Source organism: Vibrio viridaestus, from assembly GCF_003856525.1.
Classification (GTDB): Bacteria; Pseudomonadota; Gammaproteobacteria; order Enterobacterales; family Vibrionaceae; genus Vibrio; species Vibrio viridaestus.
The window spans coordinates 667,406-694,154 of the sequence record NZ_RJVQ01000001.1 but is presented as its reverse complement, the minus strand read 5'-3'; the positions used below and the strand labels follow the sequence as shown (position 1 = coordinate 694,154).

The 26,749-nt window shown below is 40.4% G+C and carries 20 protein-coding genes; 15 read left to right on the top strand and 5 right to left on the bottom strand.

Annotated features, from left to right (window positions below; all coding sequences use genetic code 11):
• The first annotated feature begins 3 nt into the window (after positions 1 to 3).
• Positions 4 to 1,959, top strand: coding sequence for a formylglycine-generating enzyme family protein (locus EES38_RS03135; protein WP_124935698.1), 1,956 nt, complete (start codon positions 4 to 6; stop codon positions 1,957 to 1,959).
• Between the two features lie 68 nt (positions 1,960 to 2,027).
• Here EES38_RS03135 and pdxH read toward each other — a convergent pair whose 3' ends face one another.
• Positions 2,028 to 2,663, bottom strand: a complete 636-nt coding sequence (pdxH, locus tag EES38_RS03130) for a pyridoxamine 5'-phosphate oxidase (protein WP_124935697.1) — start codon at positions 2,661 to 2,663, stop codon at positions 2,028 to 2,030.
• 258 nt (positions 2,664 to 2,921) lie between these two features.
• Between pdxH and EES38_RS03125 the strand changes: the two genes are divergently transcribed.
• From EES38_RS03125 to EES38_RS03110, 4 genes are read left to right on the top strand one after another with little or no spacing between them, the layout of a single operon-like run.
• Entirely contained in the window at positions 2,922 to 4,313 is a 1,392-nt protein-coding gene (locus tag EES38_RS03125; RefSeq protein ID WP_124935696.1) for an HlyD family type I secretion periplasmic adaptor subunit, read from the top strand.
• Positions 4,314 to 4,317: 4 nt separating this feature from the next.
• Complete coding sequence (locus tag EES38_RS03120; RefSeq protein WP_124935695.1) at positions 4,318 to 5,037, top strand: transglutaminase-like cysteine peptidase; 720 nt, start codon at positions 4,318 to 4,320, stop codon at positions 5,035 to 5,037.
• 10 nt (positions 5,038 to 5,047) lie between these two features.
• Positions 5,048 to 6,958, top strand: coding sequence for a bifunctional diguanylate cyclase/phosphodiesterase (locus EES38_RS03115; RefSeq protein WP_124935694.1), 1,911 nt, complete (start codon positions 5,048 to 5,050; stop codon positions 6,956 to 6,958).
• 12 nt (positions 6,959 to 6,970) lie between these two features.
• The gene (locus tag EES38_RS03110) at positions 6,971 to 9,085 is read left to right on the top strand and encodes a type I secretion system permease/ATPase (protein ID WP_124935693.1); all 2,115 of its coding nucleotides are present in this window, start codon (positions 6,971 to 6,973) and stop codon (positions 9,083 to 9,085) included.
• A 44-nt stretch (positions 9,086 to 9,129) separates the two neighbouring features.
• Here the strand turns inward: EES38_RS03110 and EES38_RS03105 are convergent, their stop codons facing one another.
• Positions 9,130 to 10,812: a flagellar assembly protein A gene (locus EES38_RS03105; RefSeq protein ID WP_124935692.1), complete on the bottom strand. Its 1,683-nt coding sequence runs from the start codon at positions 10,810 to 10,812 to the stop codon at positions 9,130 to 9,132.
• 185 nt (positions 10,813 to 10,997) lie between these two features.
• On the bottom strand, positions 10,998 to 13,031 hold the full coding sequence (locus EES38_RS03100; RefSeq protein ID WP_124935691.1) for a tRNA(Met) cytidine acetyltransferase TmcA domain-containing protein: 2,034 nt from the start codon (positions 13,029 to 13,031) through the stop codon (positions 10,998 to 11,000).
• Between the two features lie 147 nt (positions 13,032 to 13,178).
• Here EES38_RS03100 and EES38_RS03095 point away from each other — a divergent pair, with 147 nt between their 5' ends.
• Positions 13,179 to 14,216: an ABC transporter substrate-binding protein gene (locus EES38_RS03095; RefSeq protein WP_124935690.1), complete on the top strand. Its 1,038-nt coding sequence runs from the start codon at positions 13,179 to 13,181 to the stop codon at positions 14,214 to 14,216.
• A 23-nt stretch (positions 14,217 to 14,239) separates the two neighbouring features.
• Here EES38_RS03095 and EES38_RS03090 read toward each other — a convergent pair whose 3' ends face one another.
• Entirely contained in the window at positions 14,240 to 15,211 is a 972-nt protein-coding gene (locus tag EES38_RS03090; protein WP_124935689.1) for a ParB/RepB/Spo0J family partition protein, read from the bottom strand.
• Positions 15,212 to 15,217: 6 nt separating this feature from the next.
• The gene (locus EES38_RS03085) at positions 15,218 to 16,435 is read right to left on the bottom strand and encodes a ParA family protein (protein ID WP_124935688.1); all 1,218 of its coding nucleotides are present in this window, start codon (positions 16,433 to 16,435) and stop codon (positions 15,218 to 15,220) included.
• 1,223 nt (positions 16,436 to 17,658) lie between these two features.
• Between EES38_RS03085 and EES38_RS03080 the strand changes: the two genes are divergently transcribed.
• The 9 genes from EES38_RS03080 to cyoE all read left to right on the top strand — a co-directional run bounded on the left by EES38_RS03080 (position 17,659) and on the right by cyoE (position 26,694).
• Positions 17,659 to 19,635 (top strand): replication initiator protein RctB domain-containing protein, encoded by a 1,977-nt coding sequence (locus EES38_RS03080; RefSeq protein WP_124935687.1) that lies wholly within the window; start codon positions 17,659 to 17,661, stop codon positions 19,633 to 19,635.
• A 400-nt stretch (positions 19,636 to 20,035) separates the two neighbouring features.
• Positions 20,036 to 20,236: a PA3496 family putative envelope integrity protein gene (locus tag EES38_RS03075; RefSeq protein ID WP_124935686.1), complete on the top strand. Its 201-nt coding sequence runs from the start codon at positions 20,036 to 20,038 to the stop codon at positions 20,234 to 20,236.
• Between the two features lie 178 nt (positions 20,237 to 20,414).
• A complete protein-coding gene (locus EES38_RS03070) occupies positions 20,415 to 20,624 on the top strand; it encodes a DUF3283 family protein (RefSeq protein ID WP_166434198.1) in 210 nt (69 codons plus the stop codon).
• A gap of 75 nt (positions 20,625 to 20,699) precedes the next feature.
• Entirely contained in the window at positions 20,700 to 21,422 is a 723-nt protein-coding gene (locus EES38_RS03065) for a YebC/PmpR family DNA-binding transcriptional regulator (protein ID WP_124935684.1), read from the top strand.
• A 493-nt stretch (positions 21,423 to 21,915) separates the two neighbouring features.
• The gene (cyoA, locus tag EES38_RS03060; protein WP_124935683.1) at positions 21,916 to 22,881 is read left to right on the top strand and encodes a ubiquinol oxidase subunit II; all 966 of its coding nucleotides are present in this window, start codon (positions 21,916 to 21,918) and stop codon (positions 22,879 to 22,881) included.
• Between the two features lie 6 nt (positions 22,882 to 22,887).
• Positions 22,888 to 24,918, top strand: coding sequence for a cytochrome o ubiquinol oxidase subunit I (gene cyoB, locus EES38_RS03055; protein ID WP_124935682.1), 2,031 nt, complete (start codon positions 22,888 to 22,890; stop codon positions 24,916 to 24,918).
• Positions 24,908 to 25,504, top strand: a complete 597-nt coding sequence (cyoC, locus tag EES38_RS03050) for a cytochrome o ubiquinol oxidase subunit III (protein ID WP_243694139.1) — start codon at positions 24,908 to 24,910, stop codon at positions 25,502 to 25,504. Before cyoB ends, cyoC begins: the two co-directional genes overlap by 11 nt.
• On the top strand, positions 25,504 to 25,818 hold the full coding sequence (gene cyoD / locus EES38_RS03045; RefSeq protein ID WP_124935680.1) for a cytochrome o ubiquinol oxidase subunit IV: 315 nt from the start codon (positions 25,504 to 25,506) through the stop codon (positions 25,816 to 25,818). The genes cyoC and cyoD overlap by 1 nt, the downstream gene beginning before the upstream one ends.
• A gap of 9 nt (positions 25,819 to 25,827) precedes the next feature.
• Entirely contained in the window at positions 25,828 to 26,694 is an 867-nt protein-coding gene (gene cyoE / locus EES38_RS03040; protein ID WP_124935679.1) for a heme o synthase, read from the top strand.
• Positions 26,695 to 26,749 lie beyond the last annotated feature (55 nt).

The window sequence follows — 26,749 nt, the reverse complement described above, 5'->3', positions numbered from 1 at the left end:
ATAATGCGACAAGGAATACCGTCTTTATTAATCCCTCTCATCCCTTGCTTAGTTGCTTTTAGTATCTCTTCTGAAGAAGCAACGCTTTCGTCTGCACCTGAAAATAAAGCGACACCAAAGGCGGAAACTGTTGCGGCTACTGATACTAAGACCACCACTTCTGACTCTATCAATAAGTCATCGACTCCAGAACAGTCAACTGGCAAAAAGGATGACGAGCAGGAAAAGCCAACAGTCTTAACTATCGATAATGCACTTTTTGAAGAGCACAGCCGTTTGGAAGAAGCAAAACGTAGCTTCAAAGAGCAAAAGAATAAAGTTGATAACACAGACAGTGAGCTCACCAGACTGACAGCTCAAGCGAAAGCCCTCGACAAGTCTCTGGACAGTGCGAAAGCGTCACTCAAAGCAGCATACGACAAGATGCTTACAGTGCCAGACTACGATATAACCTCAGCACAAAAGAGTTATCAGCAAATATGGTCCGATGTTAAGCAGAATCAACAAAGCAGGTTGGAATTACAACAGACTTTGACTGAAGAACAATCTAAGCTCTCTGAATTAAAATCCAAAGTATCTGCTAGCCAATCAAAAATTGACGACCTAGAGAAAAGTAAAAAAGTGGCTCGAGCGCAGCGCTTATATGAAGAATTATCAGTTGAACATGAAGAAAAGGTCTCTTTTACCAATCGTTGTTCACCAAATATGACGTTGAAGCAGTGCGAAGATCAAACAGTTGAATTAGGTTTGCAAAAAACAGTCAATCAATTCCGTAGGAACTTACTTCAAGCAACAACAGAATCTGAGCTGGTAACGCCTAATTCTCAAAACGTGTCCATGAATATTCATGTACTCAATTACGATGTCTTGGATTCAGGCTTCCAAAACAAAGATAGATACCGAGTTGTTCTACAAGGCCTATTACAGAGCAAAGTATCTCGCCAAACAGCGTGTAAACTACTCAGCATCGAGAATCAATATTGCTCAAATAAACAACCCGCTCAAAATCAAAAAGAAGTCGCCTGGTTCAAAGTAGAAGTACGATCCAATCAATATGATGATGCTGTTTTTATTGATGGTGTGAGCTACGGAAAATCTCCAGTGGAAGTTTCATTGGCAAAAGGAAGTCATAAGCTTACTGTTAAAAAGGATGGATTCTTAGCATACGAGACTAACTTTACACTCAATTCTGACACAACAGTAAGAGCTCATCTAAAACAAAAAGGCAATCCTCTAAAAACCGGATTTAAGTTTAAAGATGCCATTAGTAAAGGTGCAAGTGCCCCAGAAGTGATCACCGTGGCACCAGGAAACTTTTATCTGGGAGAGTACAACTCTGTACAATATAAGCTTGATCATGCTTTCGCTATTTCTTCCACTCCAGTAACAGTATCTGAATTCGAAACATTTGTTAAATCAACAAATTACAAGACAGACGCTGAATTAACAAAAAGCTGCTTGGTTATGAAAAATGACCGACCAGAGCCAAATAAAAATACAACCTGGAAGGCTCCTGGCTTTAGCCAGTCAAATAACCAGCCAGTTGTATGTATCACGCAAAAAGACGCAAAAAAATATGCTAATTGGCTTAGCCAAAAAACAGGGGCAAATTATCGCCTACCCACAGAAGCAGAATGGGAAATAGCTAGCCGAGGTGGGAAAACAACTGCCTACTGGTGGGGAAGCGATTTCCAGGTAGGGAAAGCGAATACCGGTTGGAGTGGTACAGCATGGTCAAATAAAAGTACCTCTCCCGTTACCGCGTTCAAGCCAAACCCAATTGGAATGTATGACGCTGTTGGAAACGTATGGGAATGGACTAATTCTCCACAAGGTGCAACACGTGGAGGCGCTTGGTGTTACTCCCCCTCTACAGCGACGGTATTCAGCCAGTTATACGTTGCGCCAGCAACAGCAGCAAACTATATTGGGTTCAGAGTGTTAAGAGAGATTCATTAAGTTAGAGTACTTCAATACTAAAAAGGCATGAAATTATTTTCATGCCTTTTTGTTTTTTGACTATCCATCTATGGCGCTAAGCGATCCACACTCCAACCATCATTTTCGGATGTATACATAAATCGATCATGCAAACGATGTTCACCACCCTGCCAGAATTCAAATGATGTCGGTTTAATACGAAATCCGCCCCAAAAGCTCGGAACAGGAACTTCACCTTTCGCGAATTTTTCTTTTAGCTCGAGGTATTTTCCTACCAAGACGCCTCTTGCAGAAATACGACTACTTTGATGACTGGCAATAGCAGCAATTTGACTCTCTTTCGGTCTGGAGGTGAAGTATTTCATATTTTCTAGAGCAGACAACTTGACCGCTTCACCAGTAATGTGAACTTGCCTTTCAATAGGATGCCATGGAAAGTGAATACTCACTTTACTATTGTTCTCTATTTGCTGAGCTTTCCGACTACCAAGATTTGTATAGAAGATAAAACCATCAGATGAAACATCTTTGAGCAAAACGATTCGTTGAAAAGGCTGACCAGTGCTATCGACTGTAGCAACAGTCATGGCTGTCGGATCAGGTAGTTGAGCATCTATCGCTTGTTGAAGCCATTTTTCAAATTGCTCAATCGGATTATCGCAAAGATCTTTGCGTCTTAATCCACCTTTTGTATATTCTCTTCTAATATCCGAAAGATCCATAACGACTCCCTAAAAAATTTTTTTGATTTTGCTCCCATATCCCAGTGAACTCAAGTAATCAGACCAAATTTATAAAATTCCCTGCGATTTCCGAAACTAACGAATCAATCAAGAAGCGTCTACACTCATATTATAATCCCAAAGCAGCTAGATTATTTAATCCACAGAATGTATTGTATTAAATGTGTAAATTCTTAACTTTTATACAGTTAAAGACTAGAATCATCGAAAAACTCCGTCTTTCACTAGGATTATCGAATGAAAAAAGAAGGCTATAACGAGCTTTCAGCAGACGAACTCGAATTTGTTGAAGATAAAAGTGCGGCTCTGCTTCTCAATACGCCCCATAATGCCCGGATAATGCTTTGGGTAATATGCGCGTTTTTTATTATAGGAGTTATATGGTCTTCTTTCGCTGTCATCGATAAAGTAACAGTGGGACAGGGAAAAGTGATTCCATCTTCCCAAATTCAAGTAGTACAAAACCTTGAAGGTGGACTGGTAAAGCAGATACTTGTGAAAGAAGGCGAGCATGTAGAAAAAGGTCAACAATTGCTTCTCATTGATGATACTCGTTTTCGTTCTGACTACCGGGAGCGTGAACAGGAAGTATCCAATCTAACGGCGAATGTTGTTCAATTATCTGCATCGTTAAATAGTGTAGAAATTAATAATAACTTCAACGAAAAAAATTGGCAGGAGAGCGTCAAGGTAAATTATGACAACCTGAATTTTCCTGTAAATCTAATAGAAAATAAGCCACAGCTTGTCCAACGACAGAAAGCACAATATATCCAAGATTTAGACAACCTCAAAAACCAAATCTCTACTGTCGATCAACAAGTTAAACAAAAGCAGCAAGATTTAGTTGAACTCCAAGCTCGCGTTACTAACTTAAAACAGAGTTATGAATACGCACAGAAAGAGCTCGCAATCACCAAACCACTCGCTGATGAGGGCGTTGTTCCTCAAATTGAACTGCTTAAATTACAAAGACAAGTGAACGATACCCGAAGAGATATGACATCGAGTGAGTTAAAGATCCCTCTGGCTAAAGCTAGCGTTAGAGAAGCAATCTTAAATCGAATCGATGCAGCGCAACAATTCAAATCCGATCAGCAGCAAAAACTGAATCAAGCTCAAGACAAACTTTCTGCATTAACAGAATCTGCAGTTGGGCTGGAAGATAAAGTAAATCGAACCGTCGTGGTATCACCAGTTGCAGGAACAGTCAAAACACTTAACGTAAACACCGTAGGTGGTGTGATTCAACCTGGAATGGATATTGTTGAGATCGTTCCTTCCGAAGATACCCTATTAGTTGAAGCAAAAATTGCACCTCAAGATATTGCGTTTCTTCGCCCTAACCTTCCTGCAATCGTTAAGTTCACTGCCTATGATTTTAGTAAGTACGGTGGATTAGAAGGTACATTGGAACACATAAGTGCAGATACTTCACAAGATGATGAAGGTAATAGTTTCTATATTGTCCGTGTGAGAACCTACGCAACAGCACTAAATAATAATGGCGATCTGCCGATTATTCCGGGTATGACAGCTAGTGTAGATATAATCACCGGAAAGAGAACAGTTATGGATTATCTTCTCCAACCCATCCTACGCGCCAAGAACAATGCTTTTCAGGAATAAGGGGATGCAATTGTACTTAAGTTCAACAAATAGCCTCTTAAGTGCCAACAAAGGATTGCGTTGGCTATTCATTGTTATAGGCATACTAGCTCTGACAATTGTGAGCGAAACGTTAGAAGCTTTAAACACTCAGGAACAACGATGGGTTGACGCGGTAACCAAAACCTATGGAAGCAAAGCTGGCAGGCGTGTAGAAGCCTGGAGAGAAGCTTTGGATAAGTATAAGTCTCTCCCAACTGAACTGAAACTACAACGAGTAAATCAGTTTATGAATCAGATGCGTTGGGTCAGTGATGAAAAGCTATGGGGAAAAAACGATTATTGGGCAACCCCGCTCGAATTTCTCGGTGCTGGTGCTGGTGATTGCGAAGATTTTACTATTTCAAAATATTTCTCGTTGCTTGAAATAGGTATCCCAGATAGCAAGTTGCGTTTAATCTACGTCAAAGCAATTACTTACAATCAGTTCCATATGGTTTTGGCGTATTATGAAAGCCCGAGTTCAGAGCCTTTAATCCTTGATAATATTAATCCCGATATAGAGAGAGCGGGTCGACGTAAAGACTTGCTCCCAATTTACAGTTTTAACGGTCAAAATCTTTGGCTAATGAAATCAAAAAATGGTCAGTTGGCTGGTGACTCGTCCCGATTAAGCTTGTGGAATGACTTACGAGATCGAGAGCGCTCACTGATTTTAAATAAACCCATTGTTAGTTACGATTGAGTAGGCACATATGACTCTTTATAAACAAATCGTCGTTGGTATGATAGCGCTGTTTATCCTATTGATAATTTCAGTGTTTCTCATAGAGTTCAACACAACCCGTGATAACCTTGAGCAACAACAACGCTCTGAGGTAAACAACACGATCAACACCGTTGGACTTGCACTAGCTCCATACCTGGAAGACAAAGATACGGTAGCCGCAGAATCGGTTATCAACGCTTTGTTTGATGGTAGTACCTATTCAATGGTGAAACTTAAATTTCTTGATGACAGAAAAGAAATCGTACGTCGCTATCCAATCAAACCTAATGGTGTCCCTCAGTGGTTTACGAACATGGGTTTATTTGAAAAAATCCATGAGCAGCGAGTAATAACAAGCGGTTGGTTACAATTAGCCGAAGTTGAAATCATCAGCCATCCCGGTGAAGCCTACCGCCAGTTATGGGATGCATTGAGTCGTCTGATCGTCGTATTTAGCTTTGTATTTGTTTTTGGTTTGATAGCAATCGCTCTCATTATTCGCCATGCACTTAAACCTTTACATGCTATTGTTCTTAAAATGGAACAAGTTGCGCGCAGTCAATTTGGTAAGCCATTACCTCGTCCATCAACGAAAGATCTCGTTCACGTCGTTGACGGTATTAATCGTATGTCGTCTCAAGTGGAAAAGGCATTTAAGACTCAAGCAAACGAAGCTCAGCAATTAAGAGATCGTGCCTACATCGATCAGGTTTCTGGATTAGGGAATCGCTCCTTCTATATGAGTCAGCTAAACAGTTGGCTGTCAGAAGGCGGAATCGGTTCTGTCGCGTTGCTGCAAGCTGCATTTATTGAAGAAATATACGAAGATCAAGGGTATAAAGCTGGGGATCTGAAAGTAAAAGAATTGGCTGACCTAATAAAACTCTCGATTACAAATGATGAGGTGAGTATTGCACGTATTTCCGATGCAGAATACGCCTTCATATTCCCGTTGATGGAAGAAGACTTAATCCCTCAGCGCGCCGAACAAATTATGGATTGTGTATCTAGCCTGAATCCCGATCCACTTGGTGAGGCTCGCCCAGAAGCGTATCTTGGCTTTGTTTACAATCAGTCATGGAAACAAGCATCAGACATTCTTTCTCTGGTCGACAACGCTTTAGCATTGGCAAGAGCAAGTCACGAGAAATTGTACGGCTATATTAGTAGTGAAGAAAACAAACTCGCTATGGGTAAACAGCAATGGAAAGTGCTGGTTGAAGAAGCAATGCAAAAAGGACTGGTTAACTTCCGTTTTCAAAAGGCATCATCTCCTGATGGAAAAGTACTCCACCAAGAAGTCTTTTCATCAATTGAGAAGGAAGGCACACGTTACAGCGCGATTCAATATTTGTTTGCCTTAGAGCAGTTGCACGTCAGTCATATTTTCGACCAATATGTCATTCAAGCTATGTTTGATCGTCTAGCAAGCGGAGAAATTAATGAAACATTGGCAATCAATATTTCTCCAGTCAGCATCTCCGAACCAAGCTTCATCCGTTGGGTGACAGAGCTACTTGCTCACGATAAAAATGCAGCAAGTAAACTCCATTTTGAATTACCTGAGTCATGCTTTATTAATACACCACACTATGCTGCTTTATTCTGTAATGCGGTGCGTAACGCTGGAGCAGACTTTGGTGTTGATAACTATGGACGACACTTTAAATCATTAGATTATCTGAACGAATATCGCCCACAATACGTAAAATTAGACTATCTATTTACTCATAACCTCGACGACGAAAAGCAGACATTTACCCTAACATCTATTTCTCGTGCTGCGCATAATTTAAGTATTACGACTGTCGCATCACGTGTCGAAACAAAAGAGCAGTTAGAGTTCCTTGCAGAGCACTTTATTGATGTATTCCAAGGCTTTATCGTTGATAAGTAAAAGGCCCATTTAATGCAAGATACTTTACTTAATTCGCTGATCTACTTAAGTCGATACTATGGATTAGCGAATTCGCCTGAGGCACTAATTAATGGCTTACCGTTATCCGATGGTAAGCTAACACCTTTCCTACTCCCCCGCTCTGCAGAAAGAGCTGGGTTGATTGCTAAGGAAAATAGATCAGAGTTAACAGCGATACCCAAACTAGTTTTCCCCGTCATTCTGTTGCTCAGAGGAGGAGAAGCCTGTGTTATAAATAGCATTGATGAGAAATCAGGAGAAGCGGAAGTCGTTACAGGAGAATCAGGACTGGTACCTATCGCCTACCCTATTGAAGAACTCGAAAGACGATATATTGGCCGTTACTTCATGGTCAAAAAGCAATTTCGTTATGACGAGCGCTCTCCTGAAATACTCAAACCAAAAGATGGACACTGGTTCTGGGGAACGATTTGGCAGTCAAAAAAGATATACCGTGATGTTCTTATCGCGTCTCTAATGATCAATGTTTTTGCCATAGCCACGCCGATGTTTTCCCGTATAGTGTACGATAAAGTAGTGCCAAATTTGGCGTTCGAGACATTGTGGGTGCTGGCTAGTGGCATACTATTAGTATTCCTTTTCGATGTCGCTCTGAGATTGTTAAGAAGCTATTTTATCGACGTTGCAGGCAAGAAATCGGATGTTTTAATCTCAGCCAAGCTGTACACCAAAGTTCTTGGCATACGAATGGAAAGTCGCCCACCATCCGTTGGCGCGTTTGCACGGCACCTTCAAGAGTTTGAATCAATAAGAGAATTTTTCACTTCAGCGACTATAACATCACTGATTGACCTCCCCTTTGCGCTGATATTTTTACTATTGATCGGCTTGATGTCTGGCCCACTCGTTATTGTACCTATCGTAGGTGTTATCGCCTTGGGTATCTATTCCTACATAATTCAAGGTAAGTTACGTCGCTCAATTGAAGAAGGGTCTCGACTCGCGTCACAGAAGTACGCCAACCTTATCGAAAGCTTAGCTGGCTTAGAAACAGTAAAATTATATGGTGCGGAAGGACAGTTCCAATATCGTTGGGAAGAAGCCGTAACCCATATGGCAAACTGGAATATCAAAAGCCGCCGCCTGACTGATGGGATTCAAAATGCAGCAGGGTTTGTACAACAAGCATCAAACGTGGGTATGGTCATTGTCGGTGTTTACCTCATCTCTAATGGTGATTTGTCCATGGGCGGCTTAATTGCGTCAACCATGCTAAGCTCTCGCGCCGTTTCTCCGATGATTCAGCTATCCCTGCTTTCAACTCGTTATAATCAAGCAAAATCCTCGATGACCATCATTGAACAGGTTATGGCAATGCCTGACGAGCAAGAAGCCGGTAAACGATACATTCACAGACCGATTATTCAGGGTAAAATCGAATTAGATAAAGTGACTTTTCATTATCCGAACTCAGACTTAGCTTCAATCAGGGACGTTAGTATTACCATAAACCCTGGTGAAAAAGTCGCAATCATTGGCCGTATCGGCTCAGGCAAAACCACACTAGAACGTCTAATTATGGGTCTCTATCAGCCTACAGAAGGCAGTGTTCGCATCGATGACACCGATATTCGTCAAATGCACCATATCGATATAAGACGAAATATTGGCTGTGTCCCTCAGGATAGCGTACTTTTCTACGGTTCGATTAGAGACAACATTACTCTTGGCAGACCACTAGTGGACGACCGAGATGTGATGGACGCTGCGAATAGAGCGGGTGTTACTGTTTTTACGCAGCAAGATCCAGCCGGTTTGGAGCGCCAAGTCGGTGAAGGTGGGCAATTACTGTCAGGTGGTCAGAAGCAATCAGTTTCAATAGCAAGGGCGATACTAGGACGCCCACCGGTTTTATTGATGGATGAACCGACCAGTGCGATGGATAATCGTACTGAAATGCATATAAAGAATCAATTAAAGCAGCTTAGTGGTCGAGAAACATTAATTCTCATCACACACAAAACCACTATGTTAGATGTCGTCGATAGAATCATCGTAATGGAAAAAGGTCAGGTTATTGCTGATGGAGCAAAGGCTGATGTACTAAACGCCTTACGTGAGGGTAAAGTTAGAGCGGTTAACTAGACTCAAAATGCAATGAATTTCATCCTGATATTCATTGCATTTCACTATTCTTGTTCTTTCGCTATATCATCACCAACCATAGTAGCTCTTGCCTGAATTTCATGTTGATTATAAGAAAAGACTGTTTGCCCATGTTCTTTTTTAGTTAGGATTTTATCTGAACCATATTGGACAGTAACATGGGTATAGACATGATGCTTCACATCAACAATATTTGTTAGTAATTTTCCTTCTAGCTCATCACTAGCCTGCGCCAGAGCAGTTTTAGCATCAAGCATAGCAACATTAGCTACTTCTTTTTCGTCTGCGATTTTTCGTAGTTCCTCTTCACTTTTTTCACTCGCTTTTTTCTTGTTATATTCTATTTCAGACCGAACAATATCCATTGTTTTATTTTGCGCCGCATCATATTGCTCTTTAAGGAATGAAATTTTTTCTTTCAGAGCTGGATATTTTGCAAACGCCTCAACAAATGTTGCAGTATCACCTTCAACCCCTAGATTGAAACAGACTAGCTTGCCACCAACTTTACAAGTACCGCCACTCAAAGTTCCATTTTTCTCATTTTCATCTAGCACGATCAAGTCATTACCGCACAATATCTTGTTACTTATGGAGTGGACACTTAAATGGATGTCATCGTGAGCTTGGAGAAAAGCGTACTGAGCATAATTGGCCGTAATAGACTTACCGCTTTTAACTGTGCAAGTTAAATCATCTCCATCAGTGACAGTATGGCCAATGATTCCTTTCGCTATCTGAATATCGCCCTGAGCCTGTACATCGGCAGATTCAACAAAGCCTCCTACAATAATGTCACCAGTGGCTTTCACTATCATTCCAGATTCGATATTACCCGATACAACAACACTGCCCTTAAATTTAACATGGCCGGTTTCAACACTAATCGATTTAAGGACCATCGCATTATCAACATCAACGCTGCCTGGCTTTATTATAGGTAAACCCGAGATAGTCGCTTCTAAAGTATTTAAATCCAGACTGGATATTTGAGTATTTTTTCCTATTTTCAGCTGAATGTCTTTCCCTGGTGTTGGTTCTAGCACCTTGCCGGTAACCGTAAAACCAGGAGATCCTTTTGTTGCCGGGTGTTTTTTCATCACAGGATCACCAGCGCCGACCGTGATTGTTGCTCCGAGATTTTTCATATCTAACTTTTCAGAGCCTTCTTTGTGCTGCGGAGCAAGTACTCTTTGACTAATGTCTTCAACTAGGGGTTCACAGTAAGCGTCTTTACCATTGGTCGGATTTAAACCCTGCGCGACTGGCTGAGTAAAAATTTCTCCCGGAGCGAGACTCGCACTTACGACAAGCGCCTTTTTCAACGCAACTTTATTTATACCCTTGGTAATGTGACCATTCGCTAACGCGTGAAGAATTTCACTGCCTCTAAGCCCTCGGCCTCCATAGGCCCCCTTTAGAATTAAATTGGCTACCATCTCCTTATCGACTAACTCATATTCGACAGTAGCGTTCCGTCTATCAGCAATTAAAACTCCTGAATAGGATTCTTTTTTTGCTTCGTCAGATAATTTGATGAATCGCTCAAGAGCTTCATGATCAAGATAAAAATGCTCAGCGCCTAACTCCCGTAACATATCTGTAATTCCATCTTTAGAAAGACGGGTATCCAATGACATGTCTTCAGGCCGTATAGCGGTAACTTTATTCTTATCATCGTTTAGTTGGAGTATTCTCTTCCACATAAAAAAACTCGACGTTAATCTGACTACTAATTACTAATATATTAATAATATACAAAGATATCTATAAACCTATGTTAGTTATCTAAAAACATGTCATGAGTCACCAAAAACAGCCATATGCAAACTCGACAAGCCACATAGCTATTTACAGTGTAAATTCGCCATAATGAATATGTTTTTGGAGATTAGTTTACAGTGTAAATTGATAAAATATCTTTTAAATTAGACCTCAGTAGCTGTTCGACCTGACGTCTGCCTGGTAACGACAGCTGACGAGCGCACTCCTTCCAGTCAAGGTTATAAATTACCTTGAGGACAAAGACATCACCAAAAAGGCCGCGTTGCGAAACATCAACTTTATAATAGAGTGACTCGAACCAAGGAACGATGGCTTCGAAATTTGAGCCACCATAAGCGTAGTTACTAAGAAGCTCAAATGGGAACTCAGAAGATACTGAAGAACTGGAGTGACCAAGAAGGTAATGTGAAAGAGTTAATTCAAGTCTGATGGAGTTGAGTCTAATCGACAGAATCAAAGTAGAACGAAAATAGTCATAGGCTTTCTTAACAAAGTTGGCTTTCAAGTGAGAGCCATGAACCATCAATACAGAAAAACATCCGGATGCAGCATCCTTTTGTGTGCCTAACTTTACTGGAATAAAACCACTACCTTGCCAAAAACGGAATAACTCAGCAGTCGCGCCGTAGCTAGTAGAGATAAATTGAGAAGGATTATTTTGAATGAAAAAAGACAGTAGCTTAGACCCGATACCCTGTGCTTGCAGCTCAGGCGCGACGACAATCCTTAAAATGCGATACCAAGATTGCTTTCCGCCTTCTTTAATACCAATCTGATTAACGAAAGTGATAGGAGTCATCATACCTTTGGGACGTCTGCGCCCTAACGAAACAGCCTCAATAAGTTCGTCATCCATACTCGGCTCAGCCACAGACATAAGGCAGGATACCAATCTATCTCCATAATATAGACAAGTAACGGACACACTATCGTCGGAAATTAAATGAAAGAGGTCGTTGGGTGAAGTCTGGTAATGTGCGTCAACTAATAACTGGAAAATATCGTTGAGGCGAATGGCGTTCTCGAATAATTCAGCGGAACTAAACGTTACAAAATTAAATTGTCGTTCATCATCTAGAGTACATCCCGAATAGTCATTGGATTTGCTATCAAGTAAAAAGGTACTATTTGTCCATTCTTCCACTGGGTCGCCTGTATTCCAACGAATGGGATACTCCATAGTAAGCACTTTAAACTCAGGACGAAAAGACTTTAGCCAATCAACAAATTTTAGCGTAAATCCACGCCCGCAACCTTCATAACCGTTAACGGTAGTAGAAAACGCAATTCTAGAATATAACTCAGCGATCTGAAACAGAATCGTTAAGGGTATCGACGAAGCCTCATCAACAAATAAAATATCAATGTCGTGGTCATTCTTAACCAAACTGTCAGGGGAAATAAACGTTAAAGTGGAAGACCCAATGGAAATGGCTCCATGACTCTGGCGTAGACTATCTAGAACTCGTGATTCAACAATATCGAAAATACCTCTAACACTATCTAACCGTGGCGCGCAGACGGCTAAATTAATGCCACAGTATTGCTGCAACAACGCGACACAGGCAAGTCCAATAGCTGTCGTCTTACCTCGGCCACGATCCGCTGTGATAACGATAGGTCGATTTGCTCTCCTACGCTTAAGCGCAATCAACTCCTTAACAACTATTTCTTGGTGCGAAAAATTAGGAGTTGCACATAGGGATTCACCACAACATGGTAGCAGGCATTCATAGTCGGATTCAGAATTGACTGTAGGCAGTTTATTAAGCTGGCTATCGAACCACTGTACGGCACGATTACTTGGAGTTTGTAGTGGTCGGATAAACAAAAGAACGCCGCCACCACATACAGAGCCTATTGCGCTATTAATACTGTTCGCATCTATGCCTGCAGAGCAATCTATGATGACAAGACGATTATTATGACCGAGGATGAATTGACCCTTATTAAAAGGGATGAATTGAGTATTATCAAAAGGCACTCCACCTAATTGTATAGGGGTAGATTGTACCTCTTCACTGAGCATAGCTAATACTTCAGATATAAAAACTCTACTGCCATCGAGAACGGCAGCATAGCGCCAATTTGCCTTTTCTGAAGTACTAATAACCTGCTGAAAAAATTCTTTTATATTCATACTTAATGAGTCAATTTCTATAACGGAAAAAAGGATTTTAAATAATTATCTTTTTCTTAACGATTAAATACTTTTGCTTTCATTGAATAAATAAATGCTCAACTATAGCGCCAATTCAACCAGTCCACACAACGAGAAAATGCCTCAATGAACAAAACATTAGTTGGTCTACTAAGCACGGTTGCTATTCTAACATCATCTGCCACTTACGCTGCTAAAGAAACACTGAACGTTTATGCCTGGGGAGGATACCTCCCAGAAGAATCTCTAAAGGCATTTGAGAAACAAGAAAACGTCGTAATTAACTATACTAGCTTCGAAAACAACGAATCCATGTACACTAAGTTAAAATTACTTAACGGTACGGGATATGATGTGGTATTTGCTTCAGCATACTTTATCGAAAAAATGGCGAGAGAGGGCTTATTAGCCAAGATTGATCACGAAAAAATACCTAATATGGAATCGACTTTTCCTTCACTATTAGGGCAAGCTCATGACCCTAAAAACGATTATAGCCTTCCTTATATCTGGGGTGTAACAGGAATAAGCTATAACGAGTCTTTAGTCGACGAACCTGTGACAAGCTGGAAACAGCTTTGGGAGCCGAAATACAAACAACAGCTCATGCTCATAGATGATATAAGAGATGTCTTTGGTATGGCTTTAAAGATGAACGGTCATAGTATCAACACGAAAAATCCGGTAGAAATAAAAGAAGCGTATGAAACACTAGAAAAACTAAGCCCTAACGTGTTGGTATATAACTCTGATGCTCCACAGATGCCTTATGTAGCAGGAGAAGTAATCGCAGGAATGCAGTGGAATGGAAATGCATATCAAGGTCAAAAAGATATGCCAGAGCTAAAGTTTGTTATGCCTTCAGAGGGTGCCGTTTTATGGATGGACAACTTCACTATACCATCAGGCAGCGAACATAAAGAACTTGCACATAAATTTATCAATTTTATGTATGCACCAGAGCAGCAAGCTGACATAGTGAAGACGCTTGGGTATGCGTCGGCTACCGAAAAAGGCAAAGAGCTACTACCTGCTGATTTAAGGGATAATAAAACAATCTACCCGGATCAAGCAGACATAGCTAAAGGTGAGTTTATCAATGATGTTGGTAAAGATGCACTCGCAATTTATGAGCAGTATTGGCAGAAATTAAGAGCGAATTAAAAAAAGGGCCATAGGCCCTTTTTTCATTTCAGTTTCTCGATTAAAAAATCAGATAACTCTTGAAGTAAATCATCATCAATACGTTTCAAGTTAATCGAAACGTTACTTCCCTTACGAACATAAGTCGCTCGCCCACGAATGAGATCAACTTTGTTACTTTCAGGCATTGTTTTCGGTTTAAAATCCTCTATCCAAGACTCAATAGTCTCAGTAACCTCTTTTGTTATCCTCGCAACGCCTTGCGAAGAACACCGCTGCCAAACAAAGCTGTCATTACGATTACATTTGTCTAATAAGAGTTGCTTATCCTTATCAGTCAGAGAGTGGTATTGCTTGTGAAGTTTGACAATAGTTGGTCTGCCCAGCTCTACCACATTCGGATAAGCCTGGAGCAATTCTAAAGGCAGATCGGCTGCTTTTAATGCCCCACTGACCAAAGCCTCGCTACATTGAAACATCTTAGCTAACGCTTTCTGATCTTCTGCCTCACGAGCATCAAGTTTAGCCTGCATTTCACGTCCCTTTTCATATAGAGACAAAGGCTTATGCGCGTTTGCTACATCGGATAAAAATTTAGCATGTTCTGAGTTGATACCTTCTGCTACATAGATTAAAAAATCTTGTTGAGCAATCAAACACGCCATACGACGACGGCTACCATCGAGAACTTCAATAACGCCATCTTCGCCTATACGACCAACAGCTGGGTATTGCTGGCCGCGTTCTTTTAAAGTGAGAAGAATATCCGAAAGAGCATGCTCATTCAGAAATGACTGCTCACGGGCGTTTTGATCGAAGACGCGCGTAACAGTCGCTATCTCTTGCGCGGCGACTTTCACTAATTTAAACGTAACTAAACTTTCACCAGCAATGGCAAGCTCAATAATATTGGCCTTATCTTTAGCGGCCGTCTGAGCTTCCTGATGAGTCGTTGCTCGTCTTTTATCCGCTTTTCCAAATAACTTAGCGTTAAGATCAGATGTTTTAATTGCCATTTTCTATTATCCCTGATTTAAAGCAGACCAATGCGAATGAAGAACACGTTCAAGTTCGAGAGCACTTTTCTGGACTGCATCTTGTGCAGTAGCAAGTGTTTTCTTTCCGCCTTCAAAATCACTGGTTGTAAGATCAAAAACTGTACTATAAGTGTCTGCACATGTTTCAAATGCACGACTTCTTGGAATTGTTGCCATCATAACTTGGTCGCCAAGCAAGTAATTCATCTCAGTAAGAACAGAAACCTGTTTTTTATTATCATCTTCAAACATCGTAGGCATCAATCTAACAAACTCCAATCCTTTCCAATCGTCAGGAAACATCTCGTAAACTGTCGGTAAATGTTGGAAGAAATTGACTGTTGAAGCCCAATCAAGACGCTTAGCGGCACAAGGTATGAGTAGCGCATTTGATGCATACATAGCATTCCAAACCAATGGATCTACGTGAGGACCGGTATCGATCATAATGACATCAAACTGATCGGCAATTTTATCTACAAGCTTCTCTTTCAATAACTTTACAATATCTAATGACTGATTCTGAGATAAATATTGCCACGCTTCAGCATTAAACATTGCATCTTCTGGGAACGCAGAAATGGTCTTCAGATTAGGATATTGAGTTGGTAACATAACGTTCTTTTCAAGAAACTCAGTATCCACCACAGTGCCATCAGGAACGTTATCCAACATAATATCAACGGCAGAATAGATATTATTATGTTCAGTGAGAGAAATTTGAGGATTTAAAAATAGACGCAAGGAACCTTGTGGGTCTAAGTCGATAAGACAAATACGGTAGCGCTTATCAAGATTCAGAGCAAGACAGGCAGCCAAATGAACGGCTGTCATAGATTTCCCAGTACCCCCTTTTTGGTTCTGAACGTTAATAATCCATGGTTTATTATCCACGCTTTTCTTACGTTCGTGAAACTTGGGAATACCCGCAGCGTCCATCAACATGTGAGCTTCGGCGAGCGAAATAGAATAGTGATTTGCGTTATTTTTCGTAAATTGATGCCCAGCTTCTTCTAACTTTGCTATTGCATCATCAAGCTTTCTTCGCGTTAACCCCGAACGGGTTTCCATTAAAGCCTTTGACATAGGAGGGAAGTGGTCATCACTTCTTTCTTCTAAAACGATTTCTATTCTATCTGATTGAACCTGCTGCGTTGATTCAGCCAGAGCGTAGAGGTTTTCTATCGTTTGCTCTCTTTTCATTGCCAAATTCCGTTATTAGTTGAATTACCGATATCGTACAGCAATAAAAAACATTATCAACATAAAGCTGTACAGATAACAAAAATAATTTTTCATACAAAGTGTATACTTAACAAGCTGTTTGCTGAAAATATTCAATTTAAACGTTATTAGCTATTTCAATTTCTATGAATAATTAGCCACAAATTAATTTAAAATAAAAGTGTTACAGCGTCACTAAGATTTACATTGTAAATCCAATTTATGTTTATTTATATCGGAACGATTATAAATGCTGGATAGATTACGGACGAAGTAAATTCAACAAAACTAAACGACACTTTTATACCATGAAACTTAAGATGTAGGGTGAGAGAAAAGAAAGTATTCTAAAAGAAGTCTCATTTCGGAAGCATGATCATGATGAAGCTCCATGATCATGCTTCGGGCTAAATAAGCGAAATAATGACCAACACGAAAGAATGATCAAGGTATGAAACTAATATTCGGCACTGTTAAGATATTCCGAGTCTGATCGGAACAATGATCATGTTTTGATCCCTTTCGGAAGCATATAAAAATCACGCTAACTTACGGCCATCGTCAATTGAAATAAGGGATTGTTTCAATCTCTGCACTATTTAAACATCTAATTGAAAAACACAGCTTTATTGCTTTAATATGGTGATCATGCTTTCGATATCGAGATATATAGCCACACAGAGTAGAACAATGAGTAACGGTAACCCTAAGTAAGTCTTTTACCGAGAAAACGAAACACGAAATATCAGAAAATGAATATAAAAAAGTCATCCAATGATATTTACCATGATCATCGATCCGTGGTTGATAAAATAAATGCAGGATAGACTGACGAAAAAGACGTGGGAACTGTGGATAACATGTTGTTATAACATGATCATTTGTCCAATAGAGGCTTGATCACTTCTCCAACAATCAAATGATCATCTTTCTGTAAATATTTGATCATTCTTTCGTTATTCTAATGATCATCTTTCCATTACTCTTATGATCATGCTTTCTAATCGATAAAAAATAAAAACTTTATATTCAGTAATTTACAAGCAAATCCAACGCTAGATCATAAGATCATATATAGCAATATAGATCATATAAATCAAAAAGATCAGTTTATTAAAACATCTTTCTCTTTATTTCTTATTTTTTTTTATTTATTCTCGGAAAGATACCCAACTTACTCTATCTGTCATTTCGGAAATAAAATGAGTGTAACGGAAAAGACCCTAATTAAAGCGCCAAGAAGTCATAAAGATGGACATTTATTTGAAGTGTCAGAATCTTCAATTGAATGGATCGAAGAGTATCAACACTTCAAAGGCGTCACAAAAAGTATCGTCGAATTACTTAATCTTATTTCGCTACGGGGAATGAGTAGTAAGGATGGGTTAGTTTCGACAACAGAATTAATTGATGCCACAGACGGACAACTTACTCGCGCTGCTATTCAACAGAGACTCAGAGCTGCGGTAAGTGTTGGCTTATTTGACCAAATACCAGTGAAGTTTGAAGAAGGGCTCGCAGGAAAAACCATGCTTCACAGATTTGTAAAGCCAGCTAAATTGATTTCGGTCCTAGGATCAACCAGCTTGATCACCGAGTCTGTAAAGCAAACAGAGAAGAGAAAGCGCTCAAAAGCGTTAGCTCAAACTCAAGTGAATAGACAACTACTCAATGAGCATGGACTTAATACACCACCAGCAATGCGTGATGAAGCGGATCAGTTTGTTGTGTCACCTGCAAATTGGGCTGGAATTATCGATCAAGCTCTGGCACCACCAAGAACAAGAAAGAATTACCAGAAATCAATGGTATCGATCTCCGGCACAAAAGCAGTCATTGAAACACGATCGTCAAAAAATATTATGACTGTTGATGATCTAATGACTTTGTTTGCGCTGTTTACATTGACCGTCCAGTACCATGATCATCACAGAGAAGATTATCATCTCAACGCGAAACCTATCCCCAATAAAACGCCGTTGTATATCACAGATATTTTGTCACTTCGGGGCAAAAAGGATAGTGGACCTGCTCGTGATTCAATTAGAGATAGTATTGATCGAATAGAGTTTACTGATTTCCAACTTCACGAGCTTACAGGTCGATGGTTAAGCGAAAATATGCCAGAAGGATTTAAGAGTGATCGATTTCGGTTTTTAGCTCGAACCATCACAGCATCGGAAGAAGCACCAACGGAAGGGGAAGACGGAAGGATCAGAATCAAACCGAATCTCTATATCTTGGTTTGGGAACCGTCGTTTTACGATGAATTATTAACGCGAGATTATTTCTTCCTGTTTCCACCAGAAATTCTTAAGCAACATACCTTGGTATTTCAGTTGTATTCGTACTTTAGAAGTCGTATGGCTCGTCGACATACTGACATCATTATGCTTTCGGAATTGAATCAAAAACTGGCACGTAACATCGAGTGGCGGCGTTTTTCGATGGATTTAATTCGCGAACTCAGAAACCTATCGGATGGTAAAGCTTCAGGTTCCATGTTTGTCGTTAATCTATGGGGTTATCATTTGACGATTACTGAAGTGGGAACAAAAGGGAAGTTGAGTGATTATCAAGTCGATATTAAATGTGATGTTGAAGAAGTCTTAAGATATTCACGCGCTAAGACGACAAACGCTGGTAAGCGAAATATGGCCCCGACATTGCCTAACCCTCTGCGACATGAAATGATTTCTAAACAGAAGCTCGATGAACTGGCCACTGTGATTGACGGGGAGTTTGAACCTGTGCAAAGGAAGTCACCATCCCCAAGAGGAAATTTGGGAAGACGAGTTAAGCTTCGCAAACACTTGGTTGAGATTAATGCTGACGAGATTACCATTACACTATCCAAATATACCTCACCAGAAGCGCTAGAACGCAGTATAACGGCTTTATCTGCAATGACAGGGCATACGGCAAAATCAATTAGAGAAGAGTGTCAGGAGCTCATTGAGAAGCTCGACTGGCTCCGTGTTGGAAATGATGTTATTGAATACGAGACTCTAAGCCGAGTCATTGAGTTGTATAACGCGCAAAGTAGTAACGGACATCTGTCTATAGAACGTCTGATATCTGGATTGGCTGTTCGACGCAAAGTTTGCAAGCAGATATTTGATGGTCATTTAGATGAAAGTGTTTTTAGAGCGCTAGATGAAGCGTCCGCCGGGATCTGACAAAGGTCTGTCATTTGTAGGGGTTTTCTGACGTGTAGTTGACAGAAACAAGGGATCGACCGAGTAGTATCTAACTCGAAAGACAACCTTTTGTCCTATCTAAGTTATAGCTGATAGGCTCATATTGTTATATTCATACTTAGCACATTCGCGAGCTTTATAGCTCGCTTTTTTTGTCCCGAATACTGATAAATTGATATAAAACAACCTCGGTTTTTTTAGGGGAATTTTTTAACTGTACTGTTAGTTTTTGACCTTAGCAAATAGTTCATACCCCTCTCTCTAATAATCTGTCTAATCTAATACAGACGTCACAATATCGATCAATTTTTCTTAACATCACTTTTGACAATAAGTTATATATCATCTTGTCTTAAACATGGTTTTTTCGGAGGTGAATATGTCCATTAATTCTATTAACCATGATGAAATGACTGATATCGCAAACAAGTGGGATTTGGCTGATGAAATGCAGGCAGAGAAACCCGTAAAAAGTAGCGTGAAGTCTGCTGAAGCAAGACGTCGTATCGAAGCACTACGTGAGATTAAAGAAAGTGGTTTAACCATTGAAGAAGCCAGAGAGCTAGGGTTACTGCATTAATCAATACGTTTGAAGAGCGAAGACTGACAAGAATACTAAGGGAGTGGCGGAGCCACTCTTTTTTTGTGTTTCTCTAACTTTTTTACGGTAGTTTCCATGTCTGCGATGTTTTCTCGCTTATTTTTTTCCCAACGTATGGTATATTTCACACTTCGTTTTAATGATCACTCACTCAACTATGTCATTTAACCTTGCAAATAAAAGCTCACAAGACCGTCTGAGAATTGAATTGGATAAACAGGCCTCTTATATCGTTTGGCAGCTTAAACAAGGAAAAACAACAGTTGATGAAGTCAATAGTAAGCTTCGTTCGTTTCGTGAAGAGCAGGACAAAGACTGGTTTATAGAGTCATTAGAGCATTACAAAAAAATCATGGGTGTCTCCTAAAACGAGCTCCTTATAATGAGAGTTCCTCTCATTGTTAAAACCCTCGCGTTAAACTGAACTAGAGAGAAAATCCCAATGGGAAGAAGTTTTGAAGTGCGCAAAGCCTCAATGGCGAAAACGCAAGGCGCAAAAATTAAAGTTTATTCCAAGTATGGAAAAGAGATCTATGTCAGCGCTAAGAATGGTGGTGCAGATCCAGAAATGAACCTTTCTCTTAAGCACCTAATTGCTAAAGCGAAGAAAGATCAGGTTCCAAGTCACGTTATTGATAAAGCGTTGGATAAAGCAAGTGGCGGTGGTGGTGAAGATTATCAACCAGCACGTTACGAAGGCTTTGGTCCTGGCGGTGCTAGCGTTATTGTTGATTGTTTAACTGATAACGGTAACCGCACATTCCAAGATGTTCGTCAGTGCTTCGTGAAGACCGGTGCTAAAATCGGAAGTCCTGGTACTGTTTCTCACATGTTTGATTATCGTGCTGTTTTTCAATTTGCAGGTGATGACGAAGAAGATGTGTTAGAAACGTTGATGATGGCGGACGTTGATGTTGCTGATATTGAACTCGAAGATGGTGTTATCACTGTATTTGCACCTAATACTGAGTTCTTCAAAGCGAAAACAGCGCTTAACGAAGCTTATCCTGATTTAGCGATTGATGTTGAAGAGATTACATTTATTCCTCAGACACAAACTGAAGTGTCTGGTGAAGACGCAGAGAAGTTTCAGAAGTTTCTCGATATGCTAGATGACTGTGATGATGTTCAGCAGGTTTATCATAACGCTGAAATCGTTGAATAATTTAATTATTCATTGAACTTATGACACAAAGGCCTCGCAACGAGGCCTTTTTTGCAACTCATTGCTGTGATGTGGCTCAAATTTTAAATTTTTATTCTAAAGACATAAAAAAAAGAAAAAAAAATCGACTGTAAAATATTGATTAAAGTCAATATAAAACAAAGATTTAACACATATACCATATTATTTGTGTGTCTTTTTTATAACTGTCAAATATTTGCGTAACATTTGTTTGCACTTTAAACTGCTAGCCCTCGGAAAAGTGATCTTCACTTTTTCCGTAAAAACTCTGTGAAAAAACACACTAATCTTTTTGTATGTTGGTAAAAATTATGGTTTTTATCTCCTATACTAACTTTGATTTGGTTGGTTTTTGAACAAGTTTCAAGCTCAATAATACCAAAACTCTAACAATTACTCGCAGGTGGATGGTCAGCACTTTGTTATAACCGTTGTCCTCTTCTGCTAAATCAATAAAGAGAAAGTAAAGTAAATGGAAGCCTCACGATATAAACACGTCATATCGAGAGCAGGAATGCTGTTAGCAGTACTGATGCTCTCCGGGTGTAAATTTGCGCTACTTGATCCGAAGGGTGAAGTGGGTGTTGAAGTAAAAGAACTGATTATCACAGCGCTTTTGCTCATGCTCATCGTCGTTATTCCAGTAATTTTGATGACGATATACTTCGCTTATAAATACAGGGCAAGTAACACGCAAGAAGAGTATGCGCCGGAATGGTCACACTCAACAAAAATCGAATTTGTTGTTTGGACTATCCCTATCATTATTATCGCTATTTTGGCGACAATAACGTGGCGTTCAACTCATCATCTAGAACCTTCTAAACCATTGGATAATCAAAAAGCGCCAATGACGATAGAAGTGGTTTCACTAGATTGGAAATGGTTATTTATTTACCCAGAGCAGAAGATTGCTACTGTTAACTACGTTGCCTTTCCTAAAGATGTTCAGGTTAAGTTTAAAATTACCTCTGATAACATCATGAACTCTTTCTTTATTCCTCGTTTAGGTAGCCAAATCTACGCTATGCCAGGAATGGTAACTCGTTTACACCTTATCGCTAATCACGCTGGCGAATATAAAGGTATTTCAGCAAGCTTCAGTGGCGACGGTTTTTCTGACATGAAATTTACCGCTAAAGCCTATGAAGATCAGGCTGGATTTGACCAATGGGTAAATGAAGTTAAGTCACAGCCTCAAGCGATTAACGACTTTGCCGATTATCGCAAACTGGCTGCTCCAAGCCATAAAGTTCCTGTCACTTACTATTCTAATGTGCCAAGTGATCTTTTCTCTTCAGTTGTAACTCAATTTGAAGGTGGAATGATTCATGACGGTAAAGAGCATGGTGACATGGATAACATGAAGCACGAAAGTGACGATCATGCTAAAGCTGAGCATGGCGATTCACATGCGATGGCTGGACACGAAGGGTAAGGTATTATGTTTGGTAGATTAACATTAGACTCCGTTCCATATCATGAGCCAATTATCATGATCACGCTGACTGTCATTGCTCTTGTGGGCATTTCAGTAGTTGGCTTGGTCACTAAAATGGGTAAGTGGCAGTATCTATGGAGCGAATGGTTTACATCAGTAGACCATAAAAAACTTGGTTTTATGTACATTGCTGTTGCAATGGTCATGTTGATTCGTGGTTTTGCTGACGCGGTAATGATGCGTAGTCAACAGGCGCTTTCGGCTGCAGGTGAAGCTGGTTATTTACCGCCGCACCACTACGATCAAATATTTACAGCGCACGGCGTTATTATGATTTTCTTCGTGGCGATGCCTTTGGTTATCGGCCTGATGAACCTTGTAGTACCGCTGCAAATTGGTGCTCGTGACGTTGCGTTCCCATACCTAAACAACTTGAGCTTTTGGCTGTTTGTTGTTGGTGTCATCCTAACAAACCTATCTTTGGGTTTAGGTGAGTTTGGTCGTACCGGTTGGTTAGCATATCCACCACTATCTGGAATTCAAGCAAGTCCAGGGGTCGGGGTTGATTACTGGATATGGGCGCTGCAGATTTCAGGTGTAGGTACAACGCTTACTGGTGTTAACTTCTTTGTTACGATTCTTAAGATGAGAACAAAGGATATGCCACTGATGAAAATGCCTGTATTCACTTGGGCATCTCTATGTGCAAACATCCTGATCATTATCTCTTTCCCAATTTTGACGGTAACAATCGTACTTCTAACGCTGGATAGATACCTAGGGTTCCACTTCTTTACCAACGATATGGGCGGCAACATGATGATGTATGTCAACCTTATCTGGGCGTGGGGTCACCCTGAAGTATATATTCTTGTTCTGCCTGTATTTGGTGTCTTCTCTGAAGTTACCGCTACATTCAGCCGTAAGAAACTATTTGGTTATACTTCACTTGTTTGGGCAACGATTGTAATTACTATCCTTGCATTCATCGTTTGGCTGCATCACTTCTTTACGATGGGCGGCGGTGCAAACGTGAACGCCTTCTTTGGTATTGCTACGATGATTATCTCGATTCCTACTGGGGTTAAGATATTCAACTGGCTATTTACCATGTACAAAGGTCGTATTACGTTCACAACACCAATGCTTTGGACGATCGGTTTCTTAATCGCGTTCTCTATTGGTGGTATGACAGGCGTACTGATGGCTGTCCCAGGTGCCGACTTCGTTCTTCACAACAGTGTGTTCCTAATCGCTCACTTCCATAACGTTATTATCGGTGGTGTTGTATTCGGTTGCTTTGCTGGTATCACTTACTGGTTCCCTAAAGCGACAGGTTTCACGCTTAATGAAACATGGGGCCGTCGCGCTTTCTGGTTCTGGTTGATTGGTTTCATCCTTGCGTTCTTGCCTCTATATGCTCTTGGCTTTATGGGTATGACTCGTCGTATCAGCCAAAACATCAACCCTGAGTTCTTCCCATTCCTAGCAGTAGCTGCGTTTGGTACGGCTCTGGTTGCATGTGGTGTGCTATGTCAGGCAATTCAGTTCATCGTAAGTATTCGCGACCGTGAGAAAAATCGCGATCTTACTGGTGACCCATGGGATGCTCGTACTCTAGAGTGGTCGACTTCTTCTCCACCGCCATTCTATAACTTTGCTGTTCTACCTAAAGGTAATGAAATCGATTCTTACTGGTATCAGAAACAGCGTGGTGAATTCACGTTAGATCGTGAAGACGAGTACGAACGTATTCATATGCCAAAAAATACTGGTACAGGTGTGATCGTCTCTGCTCTGTCACTCGTATTCGGTTTTGCGATGATTTGGTATATCTGGTGGCTTGCTGCAATTAGTTTTGTGGGCATCATCGTTGCGTGTATCAAACATAGCTTCAACGATGACGTTGACTACTACGTAGAAGTTGACGAAATCAAGAAAATTGAGGCTGAACACAAAGCAAATGTCGAAAAGGCGAAGCAACTTGCTTCAGCAAAGAATGATAAAGACGTGGAGGCTAAATATGCACGCTAATTCAGCTGCCGATCACGATCACCATCACGACGCTGGTGGTAATAAGCTGTTTGGCTTTTGGATTTACCTGATGAGTGACTGTATTTTGTTTGCAACATTGTTTGCAACCTATGCAGTACTTGAAAACGCCACTGCGGGTGGCGTTACCGGTAAAGATATTTTTGAACTGCCGTTCGTATTCGTTGAAACCATGCTGCTGCTTCTAAGTAGTATTACGTTTGGTTTCGGTGTGATTGCGATGAAACGTAAAAATATTGGTGGTCTAAAACTATGGATGATCGTTACGTTTATCCTTGGTGCTGGCTTCATCGGTATGGAAATTTATGAGTTTCATCACTTGATTGCTAATGGTCACGGTCCTGACCACAGTGCGTTCCTGTCTGCGTTCTTTACGTTGGTTGGTACTCACGGTCTTCACGTTACATTTGGTTTGATCTGGCTTGCTACTTGTCTATGGCAACTAAGCAAGAAGGGTCTTACTGAAACGATGGAAGTACGTTTTAACTGTCTAAGTTTATTCTGGCACTTCCTTGATATCGTTTGGATCTGTGTATTCACATTCGTATATCTAGTAGGGGTGATGTAATGAGTAATCAACACGTAGAATCAAGTTCTAAGGGATACATCATTGGCTTCGTTGCTTCTATTATCCTGACGATTATTCCGTTCTACTACGCGGCAACTCAGAGCTTATCGCAAGGTACGACTTACGCAATTTTGTTTGCTTGTGCGATTGTTCAAGTATTCGTTCACTTTATTTATTTCCTACATATGGAAGTAAAGACAGAGGAAGGACGCTGGAACTTTATCTCGTTAGTGTTTGCTGCACTGGTTGTTTTGATTTTGATTGTAGGTTCTATCTGGATTATGTGGAACCTCAACATCAACATGGCAATGTAGGTTCGGTATATGCTTAAAGGGTACCTTTCTATCGCAAAACCAGGAATCATAGTAGGGAACCTGATTTCAACCGCGGCCGGATTTTTTCTGGCCGCGAAATCAGAACCAGCTTCAGCATTACTTTTGTTCTATACCCTAGTGGGTGTGGCATTGGTGATTGGATCTGGTTGTGTGATCAATAATATTTTTGACCGTGATATAGACAGTAGAATGGCGCGTACGCAAAACCGTTCTCTGGTCATCGGTGACATTAATGTTGACCACGCTTTCATCTATGCTCTTGTGTTGCTACTGGGTGGCACAGCGATACTTTACCAAGCAACGAATCCGTTATCCGCGGTTATTGTGTTGCTTGGGTATGTCTTCTACGTTTTCTTTTACACGATGTGGTACAAGCGTACATCGGTGTATGGAACTTTAGTAGGGAGCATTTCTGGTGCTGTACCACCGTTAGTAGGATATTTAGCTGTCACTAACTACATCAGTTTAGAAGCGGTTATTTTGTTCCTGCTATTCTGTATTTGGCAAATGCCTCACTCATACGCAATTGCAATGTTCCGTATGAAAGACTACGCAAATGCAAACATTCCTGTTTTACCTCTGGTGGACGGAATCGAAAAAGCAAGAAAACACATGATGGCTTATGTTGTTTTGTTCAACTTGCTGGCACTTGCGTTGTATGTTTTCGGTAATACTGGATATGAGTATCTGGCTGTTGCCGCGGCGGTCTGTTTCATGTGGACTCGAGTAACCTTTAGAAGTATGAATGAAGATAATCTTGTTGATTGGTCTAAATCCGTCTTCAAAACGTCTCTAATTGTTGTAATGGGTGTAAGTATAGTGCTAGGCGTAGAATTAATCCCTATCGCTGTATAAGCTTTACAGTCGCTTTTAAGCATATGTAAACGGGCTATCGAGAGATAGCCCGTTT

Bases quoted from the DNA above. Each gene is read 5' to 3' on its own strand.
- EES38_RS03105 (WP_124935692.1), bottom strand. From the start codon at position 10,812: ATGTGGAAGAGAATACTCCAACTAAACGATGATAAGAATAAAGTTACC.
- EES38_RS03110 (WP_124935693.1), top strand. From the start codon at position 6,971: ATGCAAGATACTTTACTTAATTCGCTGATCTACTTAAGTCGATACTAT.
- cyoD (WP_124935680.1), top strand. From the start codon at position 25,504: ATGAGTAATCAACACGTAGAATCAAGTTCTAAGGGATACATCATTGGC.
- EES38_RS03115 (WP_124935694.1), top strand. From the start codon at position 5,048: ATGACTCTTTATAAACAAATCGTCGTTGGTATGATAGCGCTGTTTATC.
- EES38_RS03085 (WP_124935688.1), bottom strand. From the start codon at position 16,435: ATGAAAAGAGAGCAAACGATAGAAAACCTCTACGCTCTGGCTGAATCA.
- cyoA (WP_124935683.1), top strand. From the start codon at position 21,916: ATGGAAGCCTCACGATATAAACACGTCATATCGAGAGCAGGAATGCTG.
- EES38_RS03095 (WP_124935690.1), top strand. From the start codon at position 13,179: ATGAACAAAACATTAGTTGGTCTACTAAGCACGGTTGCTATTCTAACA.
- EES38_RS03065 (WP_124935684.1), top strand. From the start codon at position 20,700: ATGGGAAGAAGTTTTGAAGTGCGCAAAGCCTCAATGGCGAAAACGCAA.
- cyoB (WP_124935682.1), top strand. From the start codon at position 22,888: ATGTTTGGTAGATTAACATTAGACTCCGTTCCATATCATGAGCCAATT.
- cyoC (WP_243694139.1), top strand. From the start codon at position 24,908: ATGCACGCTAATTCAGCTGCCGATCACGATCACCATCACGACGCTGGT.
- cyoE (WP_124935679.1), top strand. From the start codon at position 25,828: ATGCTTAAAGGGTACCTTTCTATCGCAAAACCAGGAATCATAGTAGGG.
- EES38_RS03070 (WP_166434198.1), top strand. From the start codon at position 20,415: ATGTCATTTAACCTTGCAAATAAAAGCTCACAAGACCGTCTGAGAATT.
- EES38_RS03075 (WP_124935686.1), top strand. From the start codon at position 20,036: ATGTCCATTAATTCTATTAACCATGATGAAATGACTGATATCGCAAAC.
- EES38_RS03125 (WP_124935696.1), top strand. From the start codon at position 2,922: ATGAAAAAAGAAGGCTATAACGAGCTTTCAGCAGACGAACTCGAATTT.
- EES38_RS03080 (WP_124935687.1), top strand. From the start codon at position 17,659: ATGAGTGTAACGGAAAAGACCCTAATTAAAGCGCCAAGAAGTCATAAA.
- EES38_RS03135 (WP_124935698.1), top strand. From the start codon at position 4: ATGCGACAAGGAATACCGTCTTTATTAATCCCTCTCATCCCTTGCTTA.
- EES38_RS03120 (WP_124935695.1), top strand. From the start codon at position 4,318: ATGCAATTGTACTTAAGTTCAACAAATAGCCTCTTAAGTGCCAACAAA.
- pdxH (WP_124935697.1), bottom strand. From the start codon at position 2,663: ATGGATCTTTCGGATATTAGAAGAGAATATACAAAAGGTGGATTAAGA.
- EES38_RS03100 (WP_124935691.1), bottom strand. From the start codon at position 13,031: ATGAATATAAAAGAATTTTTTCAGCAGGTTATTAGTACTTCAGAAAAG.
- EES38_RS03090 (WP_124935689.1), bottom strand. From the start codon at position 15,211: ATGGCAATTAAAACATCTGATCTTAACGCTAAGTTATTTGGAAAAGCG.